Source organism: Candidatus Cryosericum odellii (assembly GCF_003570935.1).
Taxonomy (GTDB): Bacteria; Caldisericota; Caldisericia; order Cryosericales; family Cryosericaceae; genus Cryosericum; species Cryosericum odellii.
The window spans coordinates 1-26,606 of record NZ_QXIU01000114.1 but is presented as its reverse complement, the minus strand read 5'-3'; the positions used below and the strand labels follow the sequence as shown (position 1 = coordinate 26,606).

General features: G+C 56.3%; 26 protein-coding genes, 1 tRNA gene and 1 pseudogene. 8 read left to right on the top strand and 20 right to left on the bottom strand.

Translation table 11 applies throughout. The features are described 5' to 3' along the window. The 7 genes from SMC5_RS04800 to SMC5_RS04770 all read left to right on the top strand — a co-directional run. Positions 1–777 (top strand): S41 family peptidase (locus SMC5_RS04800; protein ID WP_243624998.1); only part of this gene is annotated, 777 nt, incomplete at its 5' end. Then, the gene (gene gmk / locus SMC5_RS04795; RefSeq protein ID WP_119119818.1) at positions 774–1,322 is read left to right on the top strand and encodes a guanylate kinase; all 549 of its coding nucleotides are present in this window, start codon (positions 774–776) and stop codon (positions 1,320–1,322) included. The genes SMC5_RS04800 and gmk, both read left to right, overlap by 4 nt. Before the next feature lie 9 nt (positions 1,323–1,331). Beyond that, on the top strand, positions 1,332–1,595 hold the full coding sequence (locus SMC5_RS04790; protein WP_119119817.1) for a hypothetical protein: 264 nt from the start codon (positions 1,332–1,334) through the stop codon (positions 1,593–1,595). Between the two features lie 88 nt (positions 1,596–1,683). Next, positions 1,684–2,853: a methionine adenosyltransferase gene (gene metK, locus SMC5_RS04785; protein WP_119119816.1), complete on the top strand. Its 1,170-nt coding sequence runs from the start codon at positions 1,684–1,686 to the stop codon at positions 2,851–2,853. Between the two features lie 123 nt (positions 2,854–2,976). Then, positions 2,977–4,947: a primosomal protein N' gene (locus SMC5_RS04780; RefSeq protein WP_126854946.1), complete on the top strand. Its 1,971-nt coding sequence runs from the start codon at positions 2,977–2,979 to the stop codon at positions 4,945–4,947. 4 nt (positions 4,948–4,951) lie between these two features. Continuing rightward, a complete protein-coding gene (gene def / locus SMC5_RS04775) occupies positions 4,952–5,461 on the top strand; it encodes a peptide deformylase (RefSeq protein WP_165846197.1) in 510 nt (169 codons plus the stop codon). A 2-nt stretch (positions 5,462–5,463) separates the two neighbouring features. Beyond that, positions 5,464–6,426 (top strand): methionyl-tRNA formyltransferase, encoded by a 963-nt coding sequence (locus tag SMC5_RS04770; protein WP_119119813.1) that lies wholly within the window; start codon positions 5,464–5,466, stop codon positions 6,424–6,426. Between the two features lie 410 nt (positions 6,427–6,836). Here SMC5_RS04770 and SMC5_RS04765 read toward each other — a convergent pair whose 3' ends face one another. The 18 genes from SMC5_RS04765 to SMC5_RS04680 all read right to left on the bottom strand — a co-directional run bounded on the left by SMC5_RS04765 (position 6,837) and on the right by SMC5_RS04680 (position 24,549). After that, complete coding sequence (locus tag SMC5_RS04765; protein WP_119119812.1) at positions 6,837–7,772, bottom strand: tyrosine-type recombinase/integrase; 936 nt, start codon at positions 7,770–7,772, stop codon at positions 6,837–6,839. Then, a complete protein-coding gene (locus tag SMC5_RS04760) occupies positions 7,769–8,119 on the bottom strand; it encodes a metal-sulfur cluster assembly factor (RefSeq protein ID WP_119119811.1) in 351 nt (116 codons plus the stop codon). Before SMC5_RS04760 ends, SMC5_RS04765 begins: the two co-directional genes overlap by 4 nt. Before the next feature lie 3 nt (positions 8,120–8,122). Further along, entirely contained in the window at positions 8,123–9,400 is a 1,278-nt protein-coding gene (murA, locus tag SMC5_RS04755; protein WP_119119810.1) for a UDP-N-acetylglucosamine 1-carboxyvinyltransferase, read from the bottom strand. Positions 9,401–9,403: 3 nt separating this feature from the next. Next, positions 9,404–10,525, bottom strand: coding sequence for a non-hydrolyzing UDP-N-acetylglucosamine 2-epimerase (gene wecB / locus SMC5_RS04750; protein WP_119119809.1), 1,122 nt, complete (start codon positions 10,523–10,525; stop codon positions 9,404–9,406). 1 nt (position 10,526) lies between these two features. Beyond that, positions 10,527–11,507, bottom strand: a complete 981-nt coding sequence (locus SMC5_RS04745; protein ID WP_119119808.1) for an MraY family glycosyltransferase — start codon at positions 11,505–11,507, stop codon at positions 10,527–10,529. Positions 11,508–11,510: 3 nt separating this feature from the next. Beyond that, on the bottom strand, positions 11,511–12,143 hold the full coding sequence (gene upp, locus SMC5_RS04740) for a uracil phosphoribosyltransferase (protein WP_119119807.1): 633 nt from the start codon (positions 12,141–12,143) through the stop codon (positions 11,511–11,513). 8 nt (positions 12,144–12,151) lie between these two features. After that, a complete protein-coding gene (locus SMC5_RS04735) occupies positions 12,152–13,399 on the bottom strand; it encodes a serine hydroxymethyltransferase (protein ID WP_119119806.1) in 1,248 nt (415 codons plus the stop codon). 70 nt (positions 13,400–13,469) lie between these two features. Further along, complete coding sequence (locus tag SMC5_RS04730; RefSeq protein ID WP_119119805.1) at positions 13,470–14,720, bottom strand: methionine gamma-lyase family protein; 1,251 nt, start codon at positions 14,718–14,720, stop codon at positions 13,470–13,472. Beyond that, positions 14,717–15,664, bottom strand: a complete 948-nt coding sequence (gene miaA, locus SMC5_RS04725; protein WP_165846196.1) for a tRNA (adenosine(37)-N6)-dimethylallyltransferase MiaA — start codon at positions 15,662–15,664, stop codon at positions 14,717–14,719. Before miaA ends, SMC5_RS04730 begins: the two co-directional genes overlap by 4 nt. After that, complete coding sequence (locus SMC5_RS04720; RefSeq protein WP_119119803.1) at positions 15,645–16,901, bottom strand: MiaB/RimO family radical SAM methylthiotransferase; 1,257 nt, start codon at positions 16,899–16,901, stop codon at positions 15,645–15,647. Before SMC5_RS04720 ends, miaA begins: the two co-directional genes overlap by 20 nt. 1 nt (position 16,902) lies before the next feature. Then, positions 16,903–17,682, bottom strand: coding sequence for a TIGR00282 family metallophosphoesterase (locus SMC5_RS04715; protein ID WP_165846195.1), 780 nt, complete (start codon positions 17,680–17,682; stop codon positions 16,903–16,905). 99 nt (positions 17,683–17,781) lie between these two features. Beyond that, positions 17,782–18,474, bottom strand: coding sequence for a 50S ribosomal protein L25 (locus SMC5_RS04710; RefSeq protein WP_119119801.1), 693 nt, complete (start codon positions 18,472–18,474; stop codon positions 17,782–17,784). Between the two features lie 86 nt (positions 18,475–18,560). Continuing rightward, positions 18,561–19,508 carry a ribose-phosphate diphosphokinase gene (locus SMC5_RS04705; RefSeq protein WP_119119800.1) on the bottom strand — a complete coding sequence of 316 codons (948 nt, stop codon included), beginning with the start codon at positions 19,506–19,508 and terminating at the stop codon, positions 18,561–18,563. Next, on the bottom strand, positions 19,498–20,874 hold the full coding sequence (glmU, locus tag SMC5_RS04700) for a bifunctional UDP-N-acetylglucosamine diphosphorylase/glucosamine-1-phosphate N-acetyltransferase GlmU (RefSeq protein ID WP_119119799.1): 1,377 nt from the start codon (positions 20,872–20,874) through the stop codon (positions 19,498–19,500). The genes SMC5_RS04705 and glmU overlap by 11 nt, the downstream gene beginning before the upstream one ends. A gap of 7 nt (positions 20,875–20,881) precedes the next feature. Next, the gene (locus SMC5_RS04695) at positions 20,882–22,072 is read right to left on the bottom strand and encodes a glycine C-acetyltransferase (RefSeq protein WP_119119798.1); all 1,191 of its coding nucleotides are present in this window, start codon (positions 22,070–22,072) and stop codon (positions 20,882–20,884) included. 4 nt (positions 22,073–22,076) lie between these two features. Next, a complete protein-coding gene (tdh, locus tag SMC5_RS04690; protein ID WP_119119797.1) occupies positions 22,077–23,126 on the bottom strand; it encodes an L-threonine 3-dehydrogenase in 1,050 nt (349 codons plus the stop codon). Beyond that, positions 23,123–23,761, bottom strand: a complete 639-nt coding sequence (gene thyX, locus SMC5_RS04685; RefSeq protein WP_119119796.1) for an FAD-dependent thymidylate synthase — start codon at positions 23,759–23,761, stop codon at positions 23,123–23,125. The genes tdh and thyX overlap by 4 nt, the downstream gene beginning before the upstream one ends. Beyond that, positions 23,758–24,549, bottom strand: coding sequence for an MTAP family purine nucleoside phosphorylase (locus SMC5_RS04680; RefSeq protein ID WP_119119795.1), 792 nt, complete (start codon positions 24,547–24,549; stop codon positions 23,758–23,760). The genes thyX and SMC5_RS04680 overlap by 4 nt, the downstream gene beginning before the upstream one ends. Positions 24,550–24,694: 145 nt before the next feature. Here SMC5_RS04680 and SMC5_RS04675 point away from each other — a divergent pair. Then, positions 24,695–24,770: transfer RNA gene (locus tag SMC5_RS04675), tRNA-Ala, on the top strand. Positions 24,771–24,847: 77 nt separating this feature from the next. Here SMC5_RS04675 and SMC5_RS04670 read toward each other — a convergent pair. Next, entirely contained in the window at positions 24,848–26,038 is a 1,191-nt protein-coding gene (locus tag SMC5_RS04670) for a WG repeat-containing protein (protein WP_119119794.1), read from the bottom strand. Between the two features lie 181 nt (positions 26,039–26,219). After that, positions 26,220–26,606, bottom strand: a pseudogene (locus SMC5_RS04665) (bifunctional (p)ppGpp synthetase/guanosine-3',5'-bis(diphosphate) 3'-pyrophosphohydrolase); the annotation flags it as partial.

The window sequence follows — 26,606 nt, the reverse complement described above, 5'->3', positions numbered from 1 at the left end:
CTGAAGCCTGGAGACCTCATCGATAGCATAGACGGCACGACCGCTCGGAAACTGGACCTCGATACCGTCTCCGCTCGTGTCAAGGGCAAGGCGGGTACGTCGGTCCGATTGAAGATCGAACGTGCCGGAAAACTTTTGGATTACACAGTCACACGGCGCCAGGTCGACCTGCCGGTTGTCGAGAGTCGCATCATCGGGAACAAGGTTGGCTACATCTCCGTGTCCTCATTCAGCTCTGGTGTGGCTGTGAAGTTTGCCCGGGCGCTTCACGCACTCGAGGACCAGAAGATTGCAGGACTGGTCATCGACATACGGGACAATGGCGGCGGATACCTGAATGAGTGCCTCGACATGCTGTCGAACTTTATTCCCCATGGGACAGCTCTATGGACAAGGGAAGCAGGCGGTCAGCTGAACCCTGTGACCGTCAATGGCGGCGGCGTGTCGTTCCCTGTCGTCGTCCTGGTCAACGAAAACTCCGCGAGCGCTTCAGAGATCTTCTCGGCCGCAATGCAGGAGAACAAGACGGCTCTCGTCCTGGGGACCAAGACATTCGGTAAGGGAGTCATCCAGCGCAGTTGGGACCTCGCGGATGGATACGAACTCAAAGTGACGGTCGAGGAGTACTATACGCCAAACAAGAACACGATCCAGAAGAAAGGACTGACTCCCAACATCGTGGTAGCAGATCCGACCCCCGCGCTCTTTGGAACGCTTCCAGGCGATGGCCAGCTCGCACGCGCTGTCCAGACGGTCGAGGAAGGAAAGCGACCATGATTGTCGTAGTATCTGGTCCTGGAGGTGTCGGCAAGAGCACTGTCGTCGCGGAACTGCTGCGGCGCTACCCAGATATGCACCGCTCGATCTCCGTCACGACGAGGGGCCCCCGGTCGGGGGAAGTAGACGGCGTCGACTATCACTTTGTGACCGAGGAACAGTTCACAGATTGGATTGACAAAGGACTGTTCGCCGAGTATGCTGATATACGTGGCCGTCACTATGGGACGCTGATGTCCTCGCTCGAAGCTGTCCGGCCACAGGAGATTCTGGTCCTGACCATTGATATTCATGGCGGCCGTAGTATGAAGCGCCTGTTTCCGGAAGCCCTTATGATTTTTCTGAAGCCTCCGGATGTGATGGAACTTGAACGTCGTCTGGCGTGCAGAGGTTCGGAAACGCCCGAAGAGATAGCCGGACGCATCGAGCTTGGTCACTACGAGATGACTTTTGCCAAGGATTACGATTACATGGTCACGAACCGTGACCTTGAGACCACGGTCGACATTGTCGACAGCATAGTCCGCAGTGCACTGCGGAGATAGGAGTCGTGTATGGACGATCAGAAAGAACAGCCTACCCAACAGCCAGAGCTGGCAAACCTCTATCTGGAGACGTTGATCGCCAAAGTCGACACGAACAAGTATCGGCTCATTCGTCAGCTTCTCGATACATCGCATGAATTGCTCGAAGAGAAGACCGACCCGCTTCGTGAACCTGTCGATGACATCCTTCGGAAGTCCGCTGGCCGCATGGTGGCTGCAGCGGCACGCAACGCTGCAAACCCCGTGATCGAGGACACCGAACCGAAGCGCTAGAGTACCCAGAATCCAATCACTTACGAAGAAGCGTCAACCACCCCGTACGAGCGTGCGGGGTGTCGACAACTTGCGAAAGGAGAGACCTATGAACAAGAATGCGCGCACCAGCCAGACCGTAGAGTTTGTGACGATCGGACATCCCGACAAGGTCGCTGACCAGATCTCAGACGCCATTCTGGACGAACTGCTTACGCAGGACCGATATAGCCGCGTCGCCTGTGAAACGTTTGTCACGCATGGCCTCGTCATTGTCGGTGGAGAGATTACGACCAACGCATTCGCCGACGTCGACGGCGTTGTCCGGTCGACCATCGACAGCATTGGCTACAATCACCCGAAATATGGGTTCGATGCCAAGACCTGTGCAGTCGTCAATGTAATTGGCCGACAGTCTCCAGACATTGCCCAGGGTGTCGATGCGGGTGGTGCCGGGGACCAGGGTATCATGTATGGCTATGCCACGGACGAGACGCCCGAGTATATGCCGCTACCGTACGAACTGGCGCGCAGACTTACTATGCGGCAGGAGGAAGTCCGACAGCAGAATATCCTCGACTATCTGGGCCCGGATGGCAAAAGCCAGGTCACGTTGGAATACGATGGCGACAAGCCTGTGTACCTGCGTTCTGTCGTCCTTTCGTCTCAGCACCTCGATACCGTTCTTGATCCTGACAATCCCTCACGAATGTCGGATCAGGCTCGTGAGGAGATCATCGAAAAGATCGTACGGCCATCGTTGCCAACTGACCTTCTCGACAGCAAGACCACGATCTTTGTGAATCCGACCGGCAAATTTGTCGTGGGCGGCCCGCAGTCTGACACGGGCATGACCGGCCGCAAGTTGGGCATTGACACGTATGGGGGACGTATCCCGCATGGCGGAGGTGCTTTCTCTGGCAAGGACCCCACGAAAGTGGACCGGTCGGCTACCTATTTTATGCGGTATCTCGCCAAGAACATCGTGGCAGCCGGTATTGCCCATCGATGCCTTACGCAGGTGGCTTATGTCATCGGTCAGAAGGACCCCGTTTCGTTCGAGATTTCCTTCGAAGGCACTGGTGCAGTTCCCGAGTCGATCGTACGGGACGTCATTGCGAAGAATGTCGAAATGACTCCCACCGCCATGATCGACTATCTCGGGCTTCGAAAGCCCATTTACCGCCAGACGTCCATGCACGGTCACTTCGGGCGTCCGGGATTCAGCTGGGAAGAACTTGACCTGGTTCGAGAACTGAAGAACTGGCTCAACATCTAGCCCGTGCTCGGCAGTTTCGCCGTTCTGACACAGAGAGGCCCGTTTTCACGTAACCTCCTCTCATACGATCTCGGTTCGGTTGGGGGCAATCCGGAACCAGGAACGTGGTTCCTGGTTCCTTTTATGCACAATGTGGCACCTGCCCTGCTCGTGTCGACATCTGGTCTCGAGGGTCCATGGTCCAAGACGGGGGGGCTTCCACTCCCTGCTCTGAGTGTCTGCTCAGCGCCTGGCATTTATCCGGCGCTGGAGCTTGATATGGTGGCGCTTCAGCATTCTCTCGAGAGACAGGTCCTTGGTTGGGAAGATGCCCTCGCGATCGTCCGTTTCCTGCAGGCATCTCAACCGCACGACCGCAGTAAGGCTCGCCTCACTGCATCCGACCCGGCACTGCTTCTGCACAATCTGCAGGTGATGGCTGCACGGGACCCCTCTTTTTCCACAAAGACGGCTCCAGTGCGCCAACTGCTTTCAGACACTGAAGCCACTACCCACCTACAGTCCGCGCTCTGGAAACTCTCAACCCCCGCAAGACGCAAGCTCTATGAACAGGGATTTGTTGTCGACAGCGGACTCGCCGACACCGAGCCACGAGTGTCTTACGCACGGGGCGACCACAGTGATCCACAGCTTATCGTCGGATCCTTCGTGGACAGGGCAACTCGCTTTCGCCCGGCCATCGAAGCCGCGATCGCAGGCGGTGGCAGCGTTGCCATGATCGTCAGCTCAGACGTGCTCGCGAGTCTTTACGAAGGGCTTCTGTCCCGCGACTGGAACATTCCGGTTGTCCGTTGGCCCTCAGTGGGTGCCAGACGCTTTCGTGGTGACCGGCGCTCGACTGTCTGGCTGAGTACCCGTCAGTTCTCGTCGTTGATCCTCCCTGAAATCACACTTGTTATCGTCGATCTGGGAATCCCCGGGGAGTGGCCCTTCTTCTGGCAACGCTTCTCTCTCAGAAGTCTTCTCAGCGTTGCTGCTGACATGAGCAACGCACACGGCATCCCGTGTCTGGTTGGTGTGAGTGCACCGACACTCTCAGTGCTTGACGCCTGTGGCGTCCCGACAGACTCCGCGCTGGGGTCAGAGGTAGAGAACCCTGCCCACGTGTCTGCCACCTTCGTTCTTCGGAGTCAGAATCCTGTCTCGGAGAAACGGACTGGGCCTTCGGGGGTTCTCCTCGCACCAACGATGCGCCTCCTCCGGCAAACGTACGATCAGGGTAAGGACTCCATGCTTCTTCTCAACATCCGCGGTTTTGCGACGCTGATTGAATGTGCGGAATGTGGGTACACAGCGACCTGTCCTGACTGTGGTGCAACGCTGACCCTGGGAAGTGACAGAAAGAGGCTCTTCTGCAAACAGTGCGGTCATTCGGAGGTTCCGCCGGATGTCTGTCCCAATTGCCATGGAACACAACTTCGATCACGCGGGTACGGCCTGGACCGCCTCGCCCGTGAGCTCCAACGTACGTTTCCGGCCTCAGCCGTTCAGCTGATGACGCCCACCGACGAGGCCACGGTCGCGCAGAACACAGGTCCGTCGCTGTTTCTCGGCACGTATGCCGATGTCCAGCGCATCGCTGTTCTGAAGCCTGAGCTCGTTGTCTTTCCCGACGTGAGTGTCGGGCTCCGGCACCCGGTGTTCGACAATATCGAGCAGCTAGCCGTCGTCGTCCGTGGCGCGGTTGCAGAAACTGCGCCAGGTACTGTTCTGATCCAGCTTGACCGCCGCTCCACAGGCCTGCGAGGCGTTCTCGACGGTACTGAGACTATGGCAACCTTCCTTGAGAACGAGAGGGAACAGCGCCGCGAGCTGTTGATGCCCCCTTTCGCACGCCAATTTGTCGTACGAATCTCGTCTCGCGGTGTGAGCCCCGACGTGGACGCAATAACCAGGGACCTGGGGAACGCCCTTGCCGCGGAAGGAGTGGATTTCCGCGGGCTGCATGCGGACCTGCTGACCGTGTCAGCTCAGGCAAGGGTCCTCTCTCTCGAGTTCCGTGCAGACTCCCTGCAGGCGGCCCTTGGACTGCGTGTTGGCATCGCTCTCGCGCACAATAGACACTTCCAGAATGCCGCCATCCGGGTATACTAGTTACATGAAAATCGTGCTGATTGGCAGTCCCATCCTTCGAAAGAAGGCACAACCCATACGGAAGGTCACGAGTGAGCTTGTTCATCTGGCCGAATCGATGGAAGATCTCATGAAACCGATAGGAGTCGGCCTGGCTGCCCCTCAGGTCGGCCTTAGTCAGGCGTTCTTCATCTATGATGTCGGCGAAGGGCTCCATATCGTGGTGAACCCTCAGATTCTGGACCGCAAGGGATCGGCGACCGATGAGGAAGGCTGTCTCAGTATCCCCGGCGTTTATGCACCAGTAGACCGTGCCACAGAAATTACGCTGTCATATCTCGACCAAAGGGGCAAGAGACGCATCCACAGATACGTCGATTTTGAAGCTCGCGTCATCCAGCACGAGTTTGATCACCTCCAGGGTATGCTGTTCGTCGATCGGATCACTGACCCGTCCACAATTTCTGTGCAAGAAGGAAGTCCTGTCGGCGCAGCACTGACTCAGACAATCAGAGAAAAAGGACAGCAGCTCTGACGATGGCCTTGGACACTCCCCGCATCGCTGTCTTTGGTTCGTCATCGATTTCGGTCCCGGTTTTCGAGACCATCAGATGTCGGTTCCACGTCGTCATTGCTGTCGTGTCAGAGGAACCTCGTGTCCGCCGAGGCAAACTCCTGGCCAACCCCGTACAAGCGTGGGCGCAGTCCCATTCAATCCCCGTGCTCAATGGCACAGAGACTCCTGGAGAGGTACTGACAAAGCGACTGGTCGACGATGCTGTCGACATCCTGTTTCTGCTTTCCTACGGAAGACTCCTTCCGCAGGCTCTCCTGGATGCGCCGCGTCTCGCCTCCATCAACCTCCACCCGTCCCCGTTGCCCTGGTACCGGGGAGCGGCTCCTATTGAACGCCAGATCATGGACGGTTGCAGGCAGTCAGCCGTGAGCATCATTCGAATGAACGGCCTGCTGGACCGAGGCGAGCTCCTAGCTCAGGAACCGTTCACAATTGCCGACTCGGATTACCGCACCGATGTCGAGGCTTCTATCATCCGGGTAGGAGTGCCGCTTACTTTGCACGTCTTCGACCAACTGTTGCACAGCTCAACAACGCCACTGCAACAAACCGGCGCGGGCTCCTACGCACGCAAGCTCAAGTCTGACGACGAACTCATCGACTGGTCAGGTTCAGTCGAGCAGGCATACAATCTCGTCCGGGCTCTTGCCCCTGAACCATGTGCGTGCTCTTTCCAGGAAACGGACCGACTGAAGATCCTCAGGGCTATCCCTTTGTCTGCAGACACCGACCTCTCCGCAGACGCCCCCTCTGGTACGGTTGCACAATTTCTGCGCAAGCGTGTCGCCGTTCGCTGCGGTGACGGATGGCTCGAACTTTTAGAGCTCCAGTTTCCGGGGAAGACTCCCATGTCGACGGTCGACCTTCTCAACGGCCGGTGTCTTCTCCCTGAAATTGTCCTCCGTCGAAACCCATCTGCCTAGACTTTCCCTTCTCGAAGATCGCCCCAAAGTTATCCACAGGTTGGTTCCACTTCCACAAAGATTGATTTGCGGAGATTGATTCGCTCCCCCTGTTCGATAACCCAAAGTGCGTTCCTTCGACTTCGCGAACGAACGGTATGCCGGTTCATCGACATAAATCGCTTCGTCCTCCCCCTTCACTCCACTGTGAAAGTTCCTTCTCGCACCCTCGATCAGATTCTTGCGAACGAGATGTGATGTGCATGCAAGATAGCGGGAACACCAGCCCAGGCACCATAACGACCAGAATACCACCCCGTTTATCGCAATTGCGGGGCTTTTCGGCGATCTGGCTCATGCTCCTACGTCTTGTGAATCGAAATCTCTTCCCAGGGCCACTTTTCGGCACATACAAACTGCCAGGGGAGTGGTCAGATCTTGATGGTGTCTTCGGCGGCGTGTTCCAGACGATCCGTCGTGTGGACGTAGATCTGGGTCGTCGTGATATTCTGATGCCGGAGTGTGTCACGCACTTGTTCTATGGTGGCACCGTTCTGAAGGGCCATGGTGGCAAAGGTATGCCGCAGCGAGTGCGCAGAGATGCGCGAAGAGTACACGCCGATTCCCAGGAGCTTCTGTTTCACGTCGAAGCGCAAAGTCTTCGTAGTGATCCGCTTGTCCTTGTTGTTGTTGCTATGTGACACGAACAGCGCTGCCCGGGGGTCGGTGCAGTGACGCGCTGCAAGGTAGCGAGTAATCGGTTCGTATGCCTCTCGTGTCAGAACGACGAAATCATCTTTCGCGTCCTTCCCTTTACTGCGAACGTAGAGGAGTGTGGCGTTGGACGTCTGACGAATGTCTCCGACGTTGGAGCCAACGACTTCCATCGTGCGAAGACCTGTCCGAAGCATCAGGTTGATCATCGCAAAGTCTCGCAGGCCGATCATGTCGCTCGTATCGATGGAATTCAACAGATCGCGCGCTTGCTGCAGGGTAAGCGGATCACGGTTGAACCCGTACGAACGCTTGAAGCCTTTGAGGCCCGCGGACACATCGGGATAGATGCGGTTGGACTCGAGATACTTGAAAAACTGGCGGACGGAGGTAAGGTACAGATTCCCCGTCCGAGGCGACAGCCCCTCCGCCAGCAGATGGCTCTTGTACTGGACGATGTCGGTCTTCGTCAGGTAGCCGACGCCGCCAGCAGCCTCTCGAAGCGACAGGAACTCCTTGAACCGCTTGAGCGCGCGTCGATACACCATTTTGCTCGTGATGCCAACGTCCTGTGCCAGCAAAAAGCTCTCGATCAGCTGGTCGAGATTCGCCGCCAGCGTGCCTGCAGGCTGTCGCGGCGTGATCTCCTTCATTTTTCCGTGGAGCAGTCGCCCCCGGCCGGGTCAGCCGAAGTGTCCGTGACAATACCGGCGCTCTTCAGGGCATCTTCCTTGATCATAGAAGGCTCCCACGGAGGATCGAACACAAGATCCATCTTGACGTTCCGCACACCTGCTACAGTCCGAACTCCCTGTTCAGCCTGCTGGAGCAGATAACTGCTCATCGGACACTGTGGAGCAGTCATGGTCATACGGACAGTGACGTCCCCCTCGGCTGTGATGTCTACTCCATAAATCAGCCCGAGGTCAACGATGTTAATCGGAATCTCAGGGTCGTAGACGGCCCGCAGTGCGTCAAGAACCTGCTCTTGTTCTATCATTCTCTATGCCTCCGGTTGGTTGACACGAGTCACGTGTGCGCCCAGTTGAGACAGCTTACCGTCCAGCGCTTCGTATCCCCGGTCAATATGATGGATGGATTTCACAGTGGTTGTACCATGCGCTGCAAGACCAGCTAGCACCAGAGCGGCACCGCCTCGCAGATCCTTTGCCTGGACTGTCGCCGAATTCAGTGACTCGACGCCCTCGATAATGGCTGTCTCTTCCGCCACCTTAATGCGGGCGCCCATGCGCTCGAGCTCAAGGATAGCACCGAAACGGTTCTCGAAGATGCTCTCCACGACGACCGAATTGCCATGCGCCAGTGTCAGATATGCGGTCATCTGAGGCTGTGCATCGGTCGGATACCCCGGGAACGTCAGAGTACGGATATCCGTCGACCGGTACCCTGCGACACCCTTAACGACAACAGCATCATCTCCCTCGACCTCGACCACCGCGCCCGTCTCCCGCAATTTAGCAACGATTGACCAGATATGACGGGCGTCGATGCCCGTGATGGTAGCCTCGCCCTGCGTAATGGCCGTGGCGATCATCAGAGTTGAAGCTTCGATGCGATCGCCGATGATGCGGTGCGACGCTTCGTGCAGGTGAGCGACGCCCTCAATTCGGAACCCAAACGGGAAAACCGGCACGATACGGGCACCTGCCTTGTTGAGGAAGGAGATGAGATCGTACACCTCCGGCTCCTGGGCCGCATTGAAAACACGTGTCGTTCCTTCGGCAAGAGCAGCTGCCAGCAGGAGATTTTCTGTCGCGCCCACACTGGGAAAGTCGAGATAGACATCGCAGGCCTTAAGAGCCTTGGCCTGACCAACAAGATAACCGTCTTTCCACTCGAACTGTGTGCCCATGGCTCGCAGCCCCTTGATGTGAAGATCAATGGGTCGAGCGCCGATACTGCAGCCGCCCAGCGATGGGAGCATTGCCCTGTGCTCGCGCCCAAGAAGTGCTCCTACCAATGTCTGCGTTCCGCGCAAGCTGTAGCCGTTGGTGTTTTCGACGCGCGTCTCAATAGGGCCACGAGTGTCCAGCACTAGTTCTCCATTACTGAAGGAAACCAGTTTGACACCCATCGCCTGGATGAGAGTGAGGAGAGACTGGAGATCGCTGATGTCCGGGACATTCTGGAAGCTGACAACATCACGAACAGCAATCGCAGCCGCCACCAGCGGCAGGATCGAGTTCTTGGCGCCACTGCAGCGGACCGAACCGTGGAGCGAATTCCCTCCCTCGATGAGAAAACTCTGTTCCGTAGTCATACGCTATCCTCCTGAGTGAGTCGCATTGAGATAATCGTCGATGCGAGCGAGTATATGCGCTGCAGTTGTTCCATCGCCATATGGGTTGATCTCGTTCCCGCCCAGAACCGTAAAACCACTTGCCACGAGCTGCTCGAACGACGAGACGATGAGGTCCTCGTCCTGACCGACCAGCTTGACCCAGCCGCTTGTCACAGCCTCGGGGCGCTCGGTGACCTCACGGAGCAGGAGCATCGGCTTGTGAAGCGTCACGGACTCTTCCTGAATCCCGCCCGAGTCGCTGAGAACGACAACACAGTGTTCAAGCATATACAGAAAATCGAAGTACGGAAGAGGGTCGGTGAGCACGACGTTCGGCAGGCCCGATGCAATCCCGAAAACAGTTTCTCGCACAACAGGGTTGAGATGTACTGGAAAGACAAACGTCAATTCTGGATGCAACCTGGAGAGCTTCACAAGCGCGTCCGAGAAGATTGCAATGCCGCTATCCCAGTTTTCGCGACGGTGTGCCGTCATGATGACCATGGAACTGCCCGGCCGAACCTTCGACATGATGTCCGGAACATGAAGGTGGGGCAAGGCCATGTGCACTGCATCTACGATTGAGTTTCCGACGACGTCAATCCTGTCAGCGTCGATACCTGCGTGCAGGAGATTCTGTCTGGCCTCCTCAGTAGGCGCGAAGCAGAGGTCGGAAATCTGATCTGTAAGCATGCGGTTCACTTCCTCGGGGAAAGGACTGAACTTCTGATGGGACCTGAGTCCTGCCTCGACATGACTGACCGGGATCTTTGCATAGGTCGCCGCGAGAGCTCCCATAAACGTAGTGGTGGTGTCTCCGTGGACCAGAACCATGTCCGGCTGCAGTTCCGCCAGGGCATCAGAAATCTGCGTTGCAAGTGCCGCCGTCAAGTATGGAAGCGTTTGGCGCTGTTTCATGACGTTGAGATCCCGCCACACCCGTATCTCAAACATTTGCACGACGTCGTCCAGCATCTGCATGTGCTGGCCGGTCAGGAGCACATGACTCTCAAATCTGGGATCGGCCTCCAGCGCCTTGACAATGGGTGCCATCTTGATTGCCTCAGGACGCGTACCAAAGATAGACAGAATGTTGCAACGCACGTCAGTGCACTCCCAGAAGCGCGATAGCCAGCCCGATCGAGCACAGCACGAACGTCACCAGATAGTACAGTGTCGTGATGCGCCGCTGGCTCCATCCCCGGAACAGCAGTAGGTAATGGAAATGTCCATTGTCTCCCTTCATGGGAGACTGGTGCCTGGCCGCCCGGCGGAAAATGCTCGAGACCGTCTCCGCGATGGGGATACCAAGCGCGAAAACTGCCACGATCAGCATAACAGTTGTCGGCAGTTTAAGAGCGCCATAGACGGAAAGGCTCGCGATCATGAACCCAAGAAACTCGGACCCGGCGTCTCCCAGAAACACCTTCGCCGGATTGTAGTTGAAGACAAGGAATCCCAGGACTGCACCAAGCAGCGCCACAAGGATTGCCCCCATGACTGCCATGCCCTTGAATGCGGCGAAGAAAAACATTGCGAGGAGAATCAGCGCAGCGACGCCACCCGCAAGACCGTCCAGTCCATCGATGAGGTTCAGCGCATTCGTGATTCCCACGATCCAAAAATAGGTAAGGAGGATGCCTGCAATGCCAAGCTGGAAGAACCCTCCATGAAGGAAGTTGGTCAACGCGGTCACACGGACTCCAAACGCGATGACGACGATTGCTGCCACTGATTGTATCAGTAGCTTTAGTAACGCGGGGATGTCGAACATGTCGTCCAGGAGCATACCAATGAATACGATGCCCCCACCGACAAGGATTCCCTTCAACTGCATTGTAAGTGAATTAAAGAAGAACACAGATACGATGAACGCGATCACGATGGCGATGCCACCAGTGCGAGGAGTCACCTTCCGATTCACTCTGCGCCGTTGCCCATCGATGTTTGCCTCGGCATTGGCAGCCGGCTTGTCGGTGATGCCAAGCCGCAGCCCAAGTTTGATGAAGACCGGTGTCAGCACAAGGCTCAGCGCCAAAGCCACGAGGAACGACCAGAGCTGTGCCTGCGTAATCACAAGATGCATGGACTACTTCGTCCCGTATATCCTGTCTCCGGCATCGCCGAGACCGGGAAGGATATACCCATTCTCGTTCAAACAACGATCAATTTCCAGAGTGACGATTTTTACGTCAGGATGCTCGCGCCGCAGCACCTCAATGCCCTCCGGAGCCGCAATGATACAACAGAAGGAGATGCTGCGAGGTTTGCGCTCCTTGACGAGTGAAATAGCCTTGCAGGCGCTGCCTCCAGTTGCAAGCATCGGGTCCATGATGAACACGTCTGACTCAGGAGTGCTCTCGGGAAGCTTGCAGTAGTACTGAACCGGTTCCAGAGTGTTCTCGTCTCTGAACAGACCGATGTGTCCCACCTTGGCGTGAGGGATCATGTCGAGCATCCCCTGGGCCATGACGAGCCCGGCTCGAAGCACGGGCACTATCGTGACTTCGTTCTCCAGTTCCTGCCCATCGTAGGACTCCAGGGGGGTCTCTATGGGGCACGCCTTGGTTCGCATGTTCCTGCAAACCTCGTACGTCATGAGCCCGGCAAGTTCCTCCGCCAGCTCGCGGAAGTCCTTGTGCGTCGTGTTCCTGTTGCGAAGAAGGGTCAGTTTGTGTCGTATCAGCGGATGATTCAACACCTGAAGGTTAGAATAGTCCATCAGTTCTCCTAGTACATCTTGCCTGCGTATAGTGGAAAACGGTCCGTAAGCGCCGTCACGCGAGCTCGAATCTGAGCCAGTTTCTCCTCGTCATCACGCCCCATGATCGTCTCGTCGATCAGGGTGGCAATCTCAACCATGTCCGGTTCGCGCATGCCGCGAGTGGTCACAGCCGGAGTCCCAAGCCGCATTCCACTTGCCTTGTTTGGCGGCAATGGATCAAAGGGGATGGCATTCTTGTTGACAGTGATACCTACGGTCTCGACAAGCGTCTGGACTTCTTTGCCCGTAACTCCCTTGGAGGTCAGATCGACAAGCATAAGGTGAGTGTCAGTGCCACCAGAAACGATGCGATAGCCGCGCTCCGTCAGCGCCTGTGCCAAGGCTCTTGCGTTAGCGAGAACCTGTTTCTGATAGGCAACGAACTCGGGAGACGCAGCTTGTTTCAGAGCAACCGCCTTCGCCGCAATAACATGTTCAAGAGGTCCACCCTGACTGCCAGGGAACACTGCACTGTTGAGCTGCTTCGCATACTTCTCCTTATAGAGGATGATGCCACCTCGGGGACCGCGAAGTGTCTTATGTGTGGTCGTCGTGACGAAATCCGCATACGGTACCGGTGAAGGATGGACTCCTGCGGCGACCAGCCCAGCTATGTGGGCCATGTCCACCATGAGCAAAGCTCCCACCGAATCGGCGATCTCACGGAAGCGGGGAAAGTCGATGGTGCGCGGATAGGCACTGGCACCTGCGACGATCAACTTGGGATGCTCTGTTCGAGCCAGCTCAGCTACCTGGTCATAGTCAATTGTCTCGGTGTCCTTCCGAACACCATAGGAGACGATGTGAAACAACTTGCCCACCAGCGATACGGGGCTTCCGTGACTCAGATGCCCCCCGTCGGCAAGAGACATGCTCAGAATGGTGTCTCCTGGCTGTAGAACGGAGAAGTAGACCTCAAGGTTGGCTTGCGTTCCCGAGTGGGGCTGAACATTTGCCCCCTCCGCACCAAAGAGTGCCTTGGCACGCTCAATAGCCAGCGTCTCGATGACATCAACATACTCACAACCACCATAGTAGCGTTTGCCCGGGTATCCCTCGGCGTACTTGTTTGTCAGGACTGAACCCTGTGCTACCAAGACCTCTTCGGACACAAAGTTCTCAGATGCGATGAGCTCAATATTGTTCTGCTGACGGTGCAGTTCCTTATTCAGTGCGTCAGCTACTTCCGGATCAACTCTCGTTAAACCTGTCATAACGACCTCCCATCATTTTTTTCAGCATTTCGTCGTTCGAATATTCTATCACGAATGGCCGACGACGACACTACTTGCGCACATTCATACTATACACGATTCCCCGCGCGGTCGCCTGCACCACCTGCCATGCATTCAGACCTCCCTGCAAATATCCGACGTACGGCTCGCGAACGGGGCCATCAAAACTCAGTTCAATCGTGGACCCCTGGACAAAGGTTCCACCTGCCATCAGGACTTCCGTCTCATATCCCTGCATGGGACTTGGCTCGGGTACGGCATCCGCATCCAGTGCAGAGCACTCCTGCACGGCGCGCGCAAACGCTGCGAACCGTTCCCTTGACCCGCACTCGATGCGCAACACAATGTCCCCGCGGATCTCGTGAGGGCCTGGATCCACGACAAAGCCGTTTTCCTGAAGAAGCGCACTCGCAAGAACATTTCCCGTCAGGACCTGCTCAATTACCATCGGAGCAAAGAGCAGACTCCGCAGGAACGTCTCGGCAAATCCAAGATTCGGCCCAATCTCAGCACCCACTCCCGGACTTGAGTATCGGGTCGCAGCCAGGGCCACAGCCCTGGAAGTCCCCACCACGTAGCCTCCCGTCGGGGCAATCCCCGCTCCGATGTTCTTCATGAATGACGAGGCCAGCAGGTCTGCGCCGTCCATTGTCGGTTCACGATCCTCGAGAAGGTCGCCATAGCAATTGTCGACAAGGACCAGACTCTTAGGCGAGACATGTTTCACCGTGGAAATCATTCGTGCGATTTCACCCTCGCAAAGCGCCCGGATGCGCTTGTATCCACGACTCCGCTGAATCAGGACAAGTTTTGGTAGCTGGGTAGAGAAGCATCTCTCGAGCTGCTCTTCCCACTGCTCTGCAGGGGACGCCGTGATGTCGCACTGGACATAGCTGACACCAAACTCTGCAAGCGAACCATCAGATGGGCGGATTCCAATGATCTCCTCCATCGTATCGTAGGGAGCCCCGGTCACGGAGCACAACAAATCTCCGGGGCGAAGCACCCCGAACAGCGCGATAGCCAGAGCATGAGTGCCAGAGATGATCTGCGGGCGCACCAGTGCAGCTTGTGCACCATAGAGGTGGGCGAAGATGCATTCGGTCTTGTCTCGCAAGTTATCCCCAATACCATAACCCGACATTGGGCGAAGGTCCGATGTCGACAAGCCAACAGCGTGAAATGCGTCAAGGATGCGCAAGAAGTTTCGACGTTGAACTGCACGAATATCTGCAATTTCGGTCGCATACTCTACCTCGAGCTGCTGCGTCCGTTCCATGAGCTGGCGTTCCGTGATCATCTGCTGTGCCCTCCTGCGGCGGATTCGACGAGGGCTCCCGCCTGCACCAGAACCGAATCAGATGTTTGATTGCTTACGTCGATCCAGTGAACGTCCTTCTCTCTTCTGAACCAGGTCTCCTGCCGTTTGGCGTAATTGCGTGTCCGTCTTTTCCAGAGCTCGATCGCCTCGTCGTGCCCTATCTCTCCACGCATCCAGGCGTTCAGCTCCTTATAGCCTATACCCTGCATCGCGGTGTCGGCAGAGTTCAGGCCATCAGCCAGCAGACGCCGCACTTCCTCTTCCATTCCTACAGAGATCATGGTATCAACGCGCCGGTCAAGCCGTCTGTAGAGTTCGGCCCGCTTGGCACGCAGGCCAATCCGGAGGACTCGCCATGGGACCGGGTGCTGTCTCCGCTTGAGGACACTTGGCAGGTCTCCTGACTCAGCATTCATCTCCAAGGCCCGCTCCAGTCGCCTGACATCGTTCGAGGCAATCTCGCGTTCCGCCACAGGGTCGATTGCTCTCAGACACGCGCGCAGCTCGCCCTCGGACAGCGTTCGCAGCTGACTCCGCAGACTTGCATCGGGCTTCTCCGGCAGGAATTCGTATCCGTCGAGTACAGCCCTCACGTACAGGCCTGTCCCTCCCACTAGAATCGGCAGACGCTGCAAGCGAATCGCCGCATTCACAGCTTCGAGTGCCAGCAGCTGGTATTGGGCGACAGAGAAGTGCTCGTTGGGAGGAACGACGTCGATGAGAGCATGGGGAACACCTAGGCGTTCTGAAAGGCTGAGTTTCGCCGTGCCGACATCCATCCCCTCGTAGACCTGCATCGAGTCGGCAGAGATGATCGACCCTCCGAAACGACGGGCGATGCCCAGGGCAAGCGCAGTCTTGCCCGTTCCGGTGGCGCCGACAATGCCTACAATCAATGGAAGACTAGCAGAGTCGGGTGCCATGCAATCCTTCTCTCGAGCCATGGTCAATAGTCACACTGACGAATGTACCAACTCCTGGCGCTGGTTCAGAACACGAGAACCAGACATTTCTGCCATCGATCGACCTTCCAAAGGCATGTCCGCCTGCATGTACAGCTAGGACGAGCACGTCGACGCATCTGCCTGCCAGCACCTGGTTGCTCTGCTCGCTCAGGTCCTGGACGATGCTGAGCAGGGCGGAGTGCCGTTCGTCGATGAGCGCGGGCGGGACCTTGTCCTGCATTCTGGACGCTGGCGTACCCGGCCTGTCGGAGTACTTGGCAAGGAAGGCCCCATCAAACTGGAATCGACGGACCGCGTCGACCGTATGGACAAAATCATCATCCGTTTCCCCGGGAAAGCCCACAATGATGTCTGTTGTCAGTGTCCAGCCGACGTTCTCGCGGATGGGCTCTGCAAGCCTGGCATAGTCTGCAATCGTGTACCGCCGGTTCATCCGCTCGAGGATGCGGTCACTCCCAGACTGCAGTGGAAGGTGCAATCGATGCTCGATGTGCCGCAGCTCCATGACCCGTCTCACTTCCTCCGGCGTGAAGTTTGCTGGATGAGAGCTCAGGAACCAGAACCAGAAGTTGCCGTCCAGTTCATCGACCGCAGACATGGTCTCAATTAGCCCTCCAAAGCTCGACCGATACCTGTTGATGTTCTGTCCCAGGAAGAGCAGCTCAGAGAAACCACTCCCAATGGCCCGTTCGGCTCGATGCAGGACTTCGCCGGCGTCGACAACGACCTCTGGACCTCGCGACCTGGGAACGATGCAGTATGTACAGTAGCTCTCACATCCACGAATGAGTTCGATGTCTGCGGTGGGGAACAGCGAGCGAGGAGCCGTGCAGTCCACTTCGCCGAGCGGCACAACATTCCCTACGAGGGAAAGCACTTGCTCCATACCCGCGGTGCCTTCCACGACGTTCAGACCACGGCCTGCAATGCGAACCGCTCGTTCTTTGTCGAGCGTGGCTGTACAACCCATGAACACGATACGTCTGGCACCAACGAGCTTCGCGGCTTCGCCGAGGAAGCTGAAGGCCTTCTCCTCTGCCTTCTCACGGACTGCGCACGTATTGATGATGACAAGTGATGCTTCGCCAAGACTATCAGAAGGCTGATGCCCTCCACGTCTCAGCGCGTCAGCGATCGTAGCACTGTACAGCTCATTGAACTGGCAACCGAAGGTCTTGATAAGGAACCCGGCCATGTCAGTGGTCCCTCTGCAGGAGTGTTATCGATGTGCTGCTTCCGGTGGACGCATCGATGTCGACCACGACGGCCATCAACGTCGCATCGCCCTCCGCAACGCGTGGTGCGTACATGATGCCTGTCTCAAAACGACGCATCATTACTTCCGGGTCCAGGCCGATGATTGAGGATCGTACCCCCGTCATGCCGACATCGGTGATAAATGCCGTGCCAGCAGCCGTGACGCGCGCGTCCGCGGTAGGAACATGCGTATGCGTTCCGAGAACTGCCGACATGCGGCCGTCCAGCAAGCGCAGCATCACCGCTTTCTCCGCCGTAGCCTCCGCATGAAAATCGACGATTTTCACACGCACGGCCCCAATCTCTGGTTCGCACAGGATCTCTTCCATGTATCGGAAGGGGTTGTCGACACCGTTCATGCAATACTGCCCCATCACGTTGACGACGGCTATGGGGCCATCCGGCGTCTGCCAGATAACGAATCCATGACGCCTGATAGCGGGACTGACATTGCCAGGGCATAGCACACTCGGGTGTTCCTGCATCAGGTCAAGGATCTCCGGCTTGCCGAGCGTGTGATTCCCCCCGGTGAATATGTCGACACCCGCAGTGCTCAGTTCTTCAAACGCAGACCGAGTCATGCCAGTGCCATGCGTCGCGTTCTCCGCGTTGGCCACGACGACAGTAGGACGCAACTCTGCCTTGAGTTGTGGAAGCAGTCGCTGCACAATCGTACGTCCCGGGCGGCCGAAGACATCACCGATGAACAGCAATCTCACGACAAGCCCTTGTTGAAGACGCGGACAGCAAAAACGCTGGCCCTCGAGGGCCAGCGCATATAAAGCGGTTGATGCAGAGCGGACAACGGTTATGCCGTGCTACTTCTTCGATACTGTCTTCGCAGCGGCCTCAGCAGGAACAGCGGCAGGAGCAGCCCCCGCAGCTGGAGCAGTTCCCGTTGCAGGAACAGCGCCCTCGACCGCAACACCCTCCTCAGGAACAGGTGGGGCTTCTTCGACAGCTGGCGCAACGACCGAGAAGACAGTTGCCATTTCGTTTGTAAGCACTTTGATCTTGTCGCCAAGTTTCAGATCGGCCACATGGATGGAATGCTTAAGCCCGAGGTCGGAAACGTCAACCTCGAGATACTCGGGAATATCAAGGGGAAGAGCCTGGACGTCGAGCTCATACAGTGAGTGCTCGAGCACACCGCCTTCCTTGAGGCCAATGGCTGTCCCAATGGGGCGAATCGGGATCCTGCTCGTCAACGGCTCATCAAGAGAAATGGATAGGAAGTCGACATGTGTATACGTGTCCCGGATCGGGTTCTTCTGGTACTCCTGCACAACAGTAGTTATCGCCTTGCCACCTTCAAACTGGAGTTCGACGATGGCAGACTCCCCAGTCGTACGACGCACGCGTTCAAATGCTCGCACAGGAACAGCTACGGACATGGGTACCATTCCGTGACCGTAAACCACTGCTGGGATGAAGCCCTGCCTGCGCAGGGTGCCTAACTTGCCATGTTTGCCGCTTTCACGGGCAACGGCGTCTATCGCTACTCTTTGCATACTAACTCCTTACTCATAAGATATCGGCATATCTTTAACATTGTATGCCAAATCAGCTCTGAATCAAGTAGAGAGGCTTCAGACTGTCACAGCTGGAAGAGGGCAGAGACCGATGAGTGGTTGTGGATGCTGTAGACGGCTTTGGCAATCAGTTCCGACACCGACAACACCGTGAACATCGAGGGATATTCGCGTCCAGGAACGAACATTGTATCTGTCACAAGCACTTCGCTGAAGTTTGACCGAGCAAACAACCCAAGGGAGTCCCCCGCAAAGACGGCATGAGTCGCACAGGCAATCACGCTCTTGGCGCCCTCGCTCAGAGCCCGGTTGCAGGCATTCAACATAGTGTTACCCGTATGGATTGCATCGTCTGCAATAATGACATTCTTGCCTCGTACGTCACCGATGAGTGACTGAATTTCGACCGCGTCCGGCGAAAGACGCTTCTTCACAAACAGGGCTTGTGAAGCATGGATGGTCTGGGCAAACGTACTCGCCCGCGCCACGCCTCCTACATCGGGAGACAGGACTACCAAGTCTTCCAGATCCTTGTGCTTGATATACTGCGCAAACTGGACCATGGCCGTCAGGTTGTCGGCAGGGATATCGAAGAAGCCCTGGATTTGGGCCGCATGGAGGTCGATGGCGACCACGCGGTCTGCACCCGCAACTGTCACGAGATTCGCAACTAGTTTGGCACTGATCGGTTCTCGCGAGCGAACTTTCCGATCCTGGCGTGCATAGCCGAAAAATGGGATGATAGCTGTAATGCTCGCGGCTGAAGCGCGTTTTAGTGCATCAAGGAGGATCAGCAGCTCGAAAAGGTTCTCTGCAGGTGCGTTGGTGGGCTGGATGACATAGACGTTCAGTCCCCGCACATTCTCGCTGATACGAAGCTTGATCTCTCCATCAGGGAAGCGGCCAACTTCAGCCTGACCGAGAGGAATGCCAAGATAGGCCGCGACCTTCTCGGCCAGCGGCTTGTTTGCATTGCCAGAAAAGATCTTGATCGGGTTATATTCACTGTCCATGTTTTTTCCTCCTGACCCATCCCTCTTTGTCGACTTGGACCGCCCGTGCGATGGCAAGAGCGTCCGGGGGCACATCATGGGTGATAGTCGACCCGGTCGCAGTGTACGCTCCCTCATGGATCGTCACTGGAGCGACCAGATTGTTGTTGGCGCCGATGAAGACGTCTTTCTCGATGACCGTGCTGTGCTTGGCATGTGTGAACCCGTCGTAGTTACAGGTAATCGTACCAGCTCCAATATTGACGTTCTCGGCAATTGTGGCATCGCCGATGTACGACAGATGTGGAACCTTGCTCCCCGCTCCCAGGGATGAGGCTTTGAGTTCGCAGAAAGCGCCGATCTTTGACCGTTCGGCCGTCAGAGTTCCTGGCCGAACATAGGAAAACGGACCAACTGTACACTTGCTGCCTATCGTAGAACCCTCCACGAACGATGCAAGAACCGTTGTTTCATCGCCCACCTGCGCGTCGATGAGAATCGTGTTGGGTCCAATGACGCTGGAGTTTCCTACTTTAGTGCTTCCCTTCAGGCAAGAACCTTGCCGGATCTCCGAATCGCGTCCGACAACGACGTCCCAGTCGACGCGAACTGTTGCCGGCATATCGACAGTAACACCCTCCCGGCACAGATGGTCCAGTTTCCGCCGTTGAAGCAGGCCAGCGGCCAGCGTGAGCTCCATCCGATCGTTCACACCAGACATCTCCCATGTGCCACGAGCAACATGGCAACACACATGGCTGCCATCCTGCACGGCCATTGAGAGGCAATCCGTGATGTAGTACTCGCCCTGAGCATTGTTGGGCTTCATCTGTGCTAGCCACCGGCGAAGCTCCGCCGAACGGAAGAGGTAGATCCCCGTGTTGATCTCGTGAATACCAAGTTGTTCCGGCCGCGCGTCTCGTGCCTCAACAATACCAACAAACGCATTGCCCACGGTCCGTACGACACGTCCCAGTTGGCCGGGCTCTTCGAGATAGGCCGCGAGAACTGCCGCGTCTGCGTGTTCAGCGAGACTCTCGTCAAGGAACTCGCGATAGTCTTCAGCGGATGCCAAGGGATCATCCCCGTTGCATACAAGAACGTATTCCGCAGAAACATGGTCCATGCCACACTGGACGGCGTGGCCGCTGCCATGTTGTTCGGGCTGGACCGTGTATATCAAACGGTCTCCAAACGCCGTACGAAACCCCTCATTTTCTGCCGGTGTAACGACAACCGGCTGTACATCGATGTCCTTGAGCGCATCAACTACGTACCACAACATAGGATGGCCAAGAACATCATGGAGAACCTTGGGTACCGCACTCTTCATGCGAGTGCCGAGTCCTCCGGCTAGGATCAGGGCCTGGACAGCAGGAGTGGACATCAGACGCCTAGCTCTTTAGAATGCCCAGCTCGAGAGCCGACTCATGGAACATGTCGGCTGCAAAGTCGAGTTGTTCCTTCGTGTGCGTTGAACACAACATGCAGCGAATGCGCGCCAGGCCTTTGGGAACCGTCGGAAAACCGAGCGACTGCGCAAAAACTCCCTTCTCGAACAACCTGGCAGAGAGATTCTTGGCAAGCTGTCCATCACCAATGATGATCGGTGTGATCGGGGTCTCGCTTCGCCAGGTGTCAAACCCATAGGCCTTCATCTTTGCCTTGAAGTACACTGCATTTTCCCACAGCTTGCGCACCAGGTCATCGCTCTCGGTCAAGATGTCGATGACCTTCAGGATCGCACCGGCATCAGCCGGCGTGATGGTAGAACTGAACAGGATCGTGCGGGATTTGTTCTTCAGGTACTCGACAAGCGTGTGTGTGCCTGCTGCATAGCCGCCCACCACGCCAAATGCCTTCGACATCGTTCCAATTTCGACGTCAACTTCCCCTTCGAGATGGAAATGGTTGACGATCCCACGCCCGTGATCTCCCAGAACTCCCTCGCCGTGTGCATCATCGACCATCGTGACAGCATCGTATTTCTTCGCGAGTTCCACAATACCAGGAAGCGGAGCAATGTCACCATCCATGCTGAAGACACCGTCCGTGATAATCAGCTTGGTGCACGGATCCTGCTGATGCTCCTTGAGTTTCTCTTCCAGGCTGGCCATATCGCAATGCTTGAAGGGTATGATCTTCGCCTTGCTGAGACGGCAACCATCGATGATGCTGGCATGGTTCAGCTCGTCACTGAAGATAAGGTCCCCGTCATGGACAAGCGCCGGAATGGTGCCGGAATTCGCGGTCAGACCTCCCTGATACATCAGAACGTCTTCAACCTCTTTGAACTTCGCCAGTTTCTTCTCGCCTTCGACGATCAAGCGCGTATTACCGATGATCGTTTTGACTGCGCCAGATCCCACGCCGAATTCGTCAATTGCCTTCTTGGCAGCTTCCTTGACATCCTTGCGCGCAATAATGCCCAGGTAGTTGTTGGCGGCAAGGTTCACGACGTACTTGCCGTCGATGGTACATGCTGGACCCTGTTCGGAGTCGAGCGTTCGTATGCGGAGACTGAGTCCTTCTTTCTCGAGCCGGTCAAGTTCGGCCTGCATCATCCCCTGGAACTTCTCGTTCATTCCACTACCTCCCCGCGATCTGCAGAACGACTTTGCCACAGGTCCCGGCGACCATGGCGTCCATGCCTGTCTGCCAGTCCTCAAACTTCAGCTGATGCGTAATGGCAGAACTCGGGTCCACAATGCGCGAGGCAAGCAGTCGGGATACAGTCTGCCACGTCGAGAAGATCTTGCGTCCCGTAATACCATAGATGCGGATTTCCTTGAAAATGACTTCATTGGTCAGATCAATAGTCACCGGACGCTCAGGAAGACCAAGCATCGACATGCGTCCGCCTGGCGTCAGCGCCTTCAGGCCCTGGTGCATGGCTTTCTCACTCCCGGACATCTCCAGCACGACATCGACACCAATACCTTGCGTCTGCTCCTTGATAACGGCCTCCATGTCGTCGCGGCTGGGATTGAACACGAAATCGGCCCCCATGCTCTTGGCGAGATCAAGCCGATAATCCGACAGATCGCTCACAAAGAGCTGCGTGGCCCCAAAAGCTTTGGCAATCCCCACGGCCAGCACTCCGATCGGGCCCGCTCCTGTCACGAGAACAGTCTTCCCTGCTACGGGCTCGGAATTAACAGTATCCAGTGCATTGCCCATCGGCTCCTGTATGGAAGCCCACGCGGCTGGAATCGACGGATCGTTCTTCCATAGCACGCGCTCTGGAACAGCGATGTATTCTGCAAATGCGCCAGCACGGTCCACTCCCAGGATCTGGAGATTCTGGCATACTTCACTGTGGCCTGTATGGCACTGGTAGCAGTGCCCGCAGTAAATATGTGTCTCAGAACTGACAAAATCACCTTCCTTGAATCCCCGCACCGACCTCCCTGTCTCCACGACGTGTCCGGAGAATTCGTGGCCCATGATATGCGGAGTCTTGATCCTGTTCTGTGCCCACTCGTTCCACACATAGATGTGAACATCGGTGCCACAGATAGAGGCATAGTCGATCTTGACCAGTACCTCGTCCTCTGCGATCGAGGGAATGTTCACCTTTGTCAGTATTGCCCCACGTTCTGGACGTTCCTTCACAAGCGCTAGCATTGTTCCTGTCATTCCGATTCTCCTTTCTGTCCCTTCGTTTTCAGGTGACACGCAAACGAGCGTTCCGGGCACTCCATTCCCTGTAGACATACCGGACCGGCATTCTCGAACAGGAGAGGTGCCACGGCTTTGGCCTTTGCCAGCATCAGCCACGCCAGAGCTCGGATCTCGAACTGTGCCCTTAGGCAGCAACGCAGCTCAAAGAAGTGTCTCAACTCCCTGGCATTCATCGTAACTACCAGACGTGACGCAACGCCCTGTGGAAGGACGTAGCGGGCGTCTTCCTCGTGCACACCGTCTGCGAGCAGGCGTTCATATTCCATGTAAGCCTGCTCATAGAAGGGTCTGAAATCGTGGCCTGCGGGAGAGACAAAGACCGGCTGAGCCTTCGTGAACCGCAGGCTCTGCTGCGAGTATGAGGCAAGCCTGTGCCGCACCAACTGATGGGAAGCTGCACGTGATAGCCCCTCGACAAGAAATGTGAAACTGGCATGCTCGAGAACGGACAGATGGCCGTTGCCACAGACCTTGCGCAGAATACCAGCGCTTCGATCAGCGTTAAATGGTTCGGTGCTGTAGCAGATGTGAGCTGCGTAGGCACACAGCACATCCGCGTCGGGAGTATGAGCCAGCAACTCTACCCTCATGAATTCAACAGAAAGTCGAGCGGTTGCTCATCGTCAGCTCGTCCAGCTGGGAGTTGCGCGATACGCGGAAGAGATCGGCGCAGGACCTCAACCAGCGATGTCGATGCTGCAGCCATGGCGCCGAGAACCTCTTTGTGCGTAAGTAGCGAGGTCCCCATGCCGGCCGCGTAGTTCGTGACGATGGCGATTGTCTGATACTCGATACCCGCCTCACGGGCAAGCGTCACCTCAGGCAAGCCCGTCATCCCGACCACCGATCCGCCCATGGTCGCATACATGCGGACTTCCTGCGGCGATTCGAAGCGGGGACCTTCTGCCGCTACGTACACTTCACCGGTCTGAAGCGAAAGGCCCAGGGCCAACATCTCCGTAGCCAGTACGTCCGTAATGGCCGCACTGTAGGGATGGGTCATGTCCGTGTGAACGACCTTGCCAATCTCGAAGAACGTTTGCACCCGCACTTTGGTGAAGTCCAGAAAACCATCCATCAACGCATACGATCCTGGCGCAATCGACCTCTTGAGCGACCCAACGGCACTCGTGGTGACGACCTTCTCGACGCCGAGCATATACAGTGCCATGATATTGGCTCGGTAGTTGATGAGATGTGGTGGCACGACGTGACCTTCCCCATGACGCTTGAGGATGCAGACATCCACATCCCCCATGGAGCCCCGGGCATAGGATACGTCACCAAACGGGGTTTTGATGCTGGCAAGGCTCGCATCGGAAAGAACCTGAACACTGTCGACGCCAGTGTCAACGATAAGACCAACAGGTCTGGACATGACTGCTCCTCAGGAACAAGTTGTCTAATACCTAACAGATTGTAGTTCCAAGGTTGGGAATGTCAACCCAAAACCAGCTTCCAAGGCTCCATCCTCGCGATGGCGCTTTGACTATCACCGCGAAATTCATATAATGAACGCCGATGGGGCCGTGGCTCAGCTGGGAGAGCGCATCCCTCGCACGGATGAGGTCAGGGGTTCGAACCCCCTCGGCTCCACCAACTGACTATATTGCGACGTAACAGGCGCATCAATAGTAACTATTTATTCGCGAAACAGAAATCCTCCCCTCGTTCTATCAGTCTTCCCAGTACTGCATGCCAAAGCTGTCGATGAAACCCCATTTGCCGTTGAATCTGATACGTGCAAGACCCTCGCTGAAGTCATCGGCGCTATCATAGTCGGCTCGCATCGCCATGTTCCCTTTGGTGTTGATGAAGCCCCATTTGCCGTTGAGATTGACGCGCGCAAGATCCTCGCAGAAGTCATCCGCGTTATCGTAAATGGCCGGGATTGCCATGTTACCCTTGGCGTCGATGAAGCCGTATTTGCCGTCGACTTCGACACGCGCCAGGCCACCGCTGAAGGAAAGTGCGTTATCGTAAATGGCCGGGATTGCCATGTTACCCTTGGCGTCGATGAAACCCCATTTGCCGTTAAGATTGACACGCGCAAGGCCCTCGTCGAAGTCATCTGCATCGTCATAGACAGCGGGCACTACCATCTTCCCCTTGATGTCGATGAAGCCCTGTTTGTCGTTGAGTACGATACGTGCAAGACCCTCGGCGAAAGAATCTGCGCCATCATAGACTGCCGGGATTGCCATGTTCCTTTGGGTGTCGATGAAGCCCCATTTGCCGTTGAGATTGACGCGCGCAAGATCCTCGCAGAAGTCATCCGCGTTATCGTAAATGGCCGGTATTATCATGTTCCCTTTGGCGTCAACGAAGCCCCATTTGCCGTTGAGATTGACGCGCGCAAGACCATTCCTGAAGGGAAGTGCACCATCATACACAGCAGGTATTGCCATGTTCCCTCTGGCGTCGACGAAACCCCATTTGTCGTTGAGTCCGATGACACGTGCAAGACCCCCAGCGAAAGAACCTGCGCCATCATAGACGGCCGGGATTGCCATCTTTCCATTGGTGTCGATGTACCCGTATTTACCGTTGAGTTTGACGCGCGCAAGACCCTCGCTGAAGTCATCGGCGTTGTCGTAGACAGCGCGTATTATCACGTTCCCTCTGGCGTCGACGAAGCCGACTTTGCCGTCCAGGTGGACGCGTGCAAAATCGTTGCTGAAGGGGTCTACGCTATCGAAGAACGGCGGTGTTTCCATCTTCCTGGCTCGGTCCCAGAATCCCCATTTGTGCTTCTGTCGGTAGGGGATGAGGGCTGCCAGCCTATCCCCCCTTGCCAGCTTCATTCCACAGCCAGGGCATAAGGTGGAGCCGTCAGGAATCGTCTTTCCGCAACTTGGACATAGCATCAAGCGCCTCCTTGTCAATTGGTACAGCTCACGGCTCTTGCGCAGAATCGCCAGTGTCGATCAGAGCATTACTACATAGTAGACACAACTTGCTCCCCAGCAAATCATGTACTCACACGAGGGGCAGACGGGTCAGTCCTGCCGCCCACGGCAATTTCAGATCACGACCGACGTCCAATCTCTACTGCTGGTTGACGGAGATCACAGACGTAAGTTCTCTGAGCGCTTCCATCGTCTGTCGATAGACGGCTTCGTCAGCGAATTCTGCAACGATCTTGATCTGTGTGCGCGGCGCCTCACCTTTCTTCCTGAACATGGAGAGATGTTCGGCATTCTTCATGTACTTGATGTTGATGTCTCTCTGGGCAAACTCCTCAGACACCTGATAGAGCACGCCGGGGACATTCATGGTCTCAATGACAATAGTCCGTTCACGTACTTTCCGAGGGATCATCTCCCAGTGAGCGTCGACAAGACGCTCCGGCTCCATGGCTAGCGATGGAATATTGGCGCAATCAACTCTGTGAATTGTGACGCCTCTACCTCGCGTCACGTAACCCAGAATCTC

Bases quoted from the DNA above. Each gene is read 5' to 3' on its own strand.
- SMC5_RS04670 (WP_119119794.1), bottom strand. From the start codon at position 26,038: ATGCTATGTCCAAGTTGCGGAAAGACGATTCCTGACGGCTCCACCTTA.
- miaA (WP_165846196.1), bottom strand. From the start codon at position 15,664: ATGGCACCCGACTCTGCTAGTCTTCCATTGATTGTAGGCATTGTCGGC.
- upp (WP_119119807.1), bottom strand. From the start codon at position 12,143: ATGGACTATTCTAACCTTCAGGTGTTGAATCATCCGCTGATACGACAC.
- metK (WP_119119816.1), top strand. From the start codon at position 1,684: ATGAACAAGAATGCGCGCACCAGCCAGACCGTAGAGTTTGTGACGATC.
- SMC5_RS04780 (WP_126854946.1), top strand. From the start codon at position 2,977: ATGCACAATGTGGCACCTGCCCTGCTCGTGTCGACATCTGGTCTCGAG.
- SMC5_RS04680 (WP_119119795.1), bottom strand. From the start codon at position 24,549: ATGTCCAGACCTGTTGGTCTTATCGTTGACACTGGCGTCGACAGTGTT.
- SMC5_RS04745 (WP_119119808.1), bottom strand. From the start codon at position 11,507: ATGCATCTTGTGATTACGCAGGCACAGCTCTGGTCGTTCCTCGTGGCT.
- SMC5_RS04710 (WP_119119801.1), bottom strand. From the start codon at position 18,474: ATGCAAAGAGTAGCGATAGACGCCGTTGCCCGTGAAAGCGGCAAACAT.
- SMC5_RS04765 (WP_119119812.1), bottom strand. From the start codon at position 7,772: ATGAAGGAGATCACGCCGCGACAGCCTGCAGGCACGCTGGCGGCGAAT.
- SMC5_RS04730 (WP_119119805.1), bottom strand. From the start codon at position 14,720: ATGATCACGGAACGCCAGCTCATGGAACGGACGCAGCAGCTCGAGGTA.
- SMC5_RS04705 (WP_119119800.1), bottom strand. From the start codon at position 19,508: ATGGACAGTGAATATAACCCGATCAAGATCTTTTCTGGCAATGCAAAC.
- SMC5_RS04735 (WP_119119806.1), bottom strand. From the start codon at position 13,399: ATGACAGGTTTAACGAGAGTTGATCCGGAAGTAGCTGACGCACTGAAT.
- SMC5_RS04770 (WP_119119813.1), top strand. From the start codon at position 5,464: ATGGCCTTGGACACTCCCCGCATCGCTGTCTTTGGTTCGTCATCGATT.
- murA (WP_119119810.1), bottom strand. From the start codon at position 9,400: ATGACTACGGAACAGAGTTTTCTCATCGAGGGAGGGAATTCGCTCCAC.
- SMC5_RS04720 (WP_119119803.1), bottom strand. From the start codon at position 16,901: ATGGCCGGGTTCCTTATCAAGACCTTCGGTTGCCAGTTCAATGAGCTG.
- tdh (WP_119119797.1), bottom strand. From the start codon at position 23,126: ATGACAGGAACAATGCTAGCGCTTGTGAAGGAACGTCCAGAACGTGGG.
- SMC5_RS04790 (WP_119119817.1), top strand. From the start codon at position 1,332: ATGGACGATCAGAAAGAACAGCCTACCCAACAGCCAGAGCTGGCAAAC.
- def (WP_165846197.1), top strand. From the start codon at position 4,952: ATGAAAATCGTGCTGATTGGCAGTCCCATCCTTCGAAAGAAGGCACAA.
- SMC5_RS04695 (WP_119119798.1), bottom strand. From the start codon at position 22,072: ATGAACGAGAAGTTCCAGGGGATGATGCAGGCCGAACTTGACCGGCTC.
- gmk (WP_119119818.1), top strand. From the start codon at position 774: ATGATTGTCGTAGTATCTGGTCCTGGAGGTGTCGGCAAGAGCACTGTC.
- thyX (WP_119119796.1), bottom strand. From the start codon at position 23,761: ATGAGGGTAGAGTTGCTGGCTCATACTCCCGACGCGGATGTGCTGTGT.
- glmU (WP_119119799.1), bottom strand. From the start codon at position 20,874: ATGTCCACTCCTGCTGTCCAGGCCCTGATCCTAGCCGGAGGACTCGGC.
- SMC5_RS04760 (WP_119119811.1), bottom strand. From the start codon at position 8,119: ATGATAGAACAAGAGCAGGTTCTTGACGCACTGCGGGCCGTCTACGAC.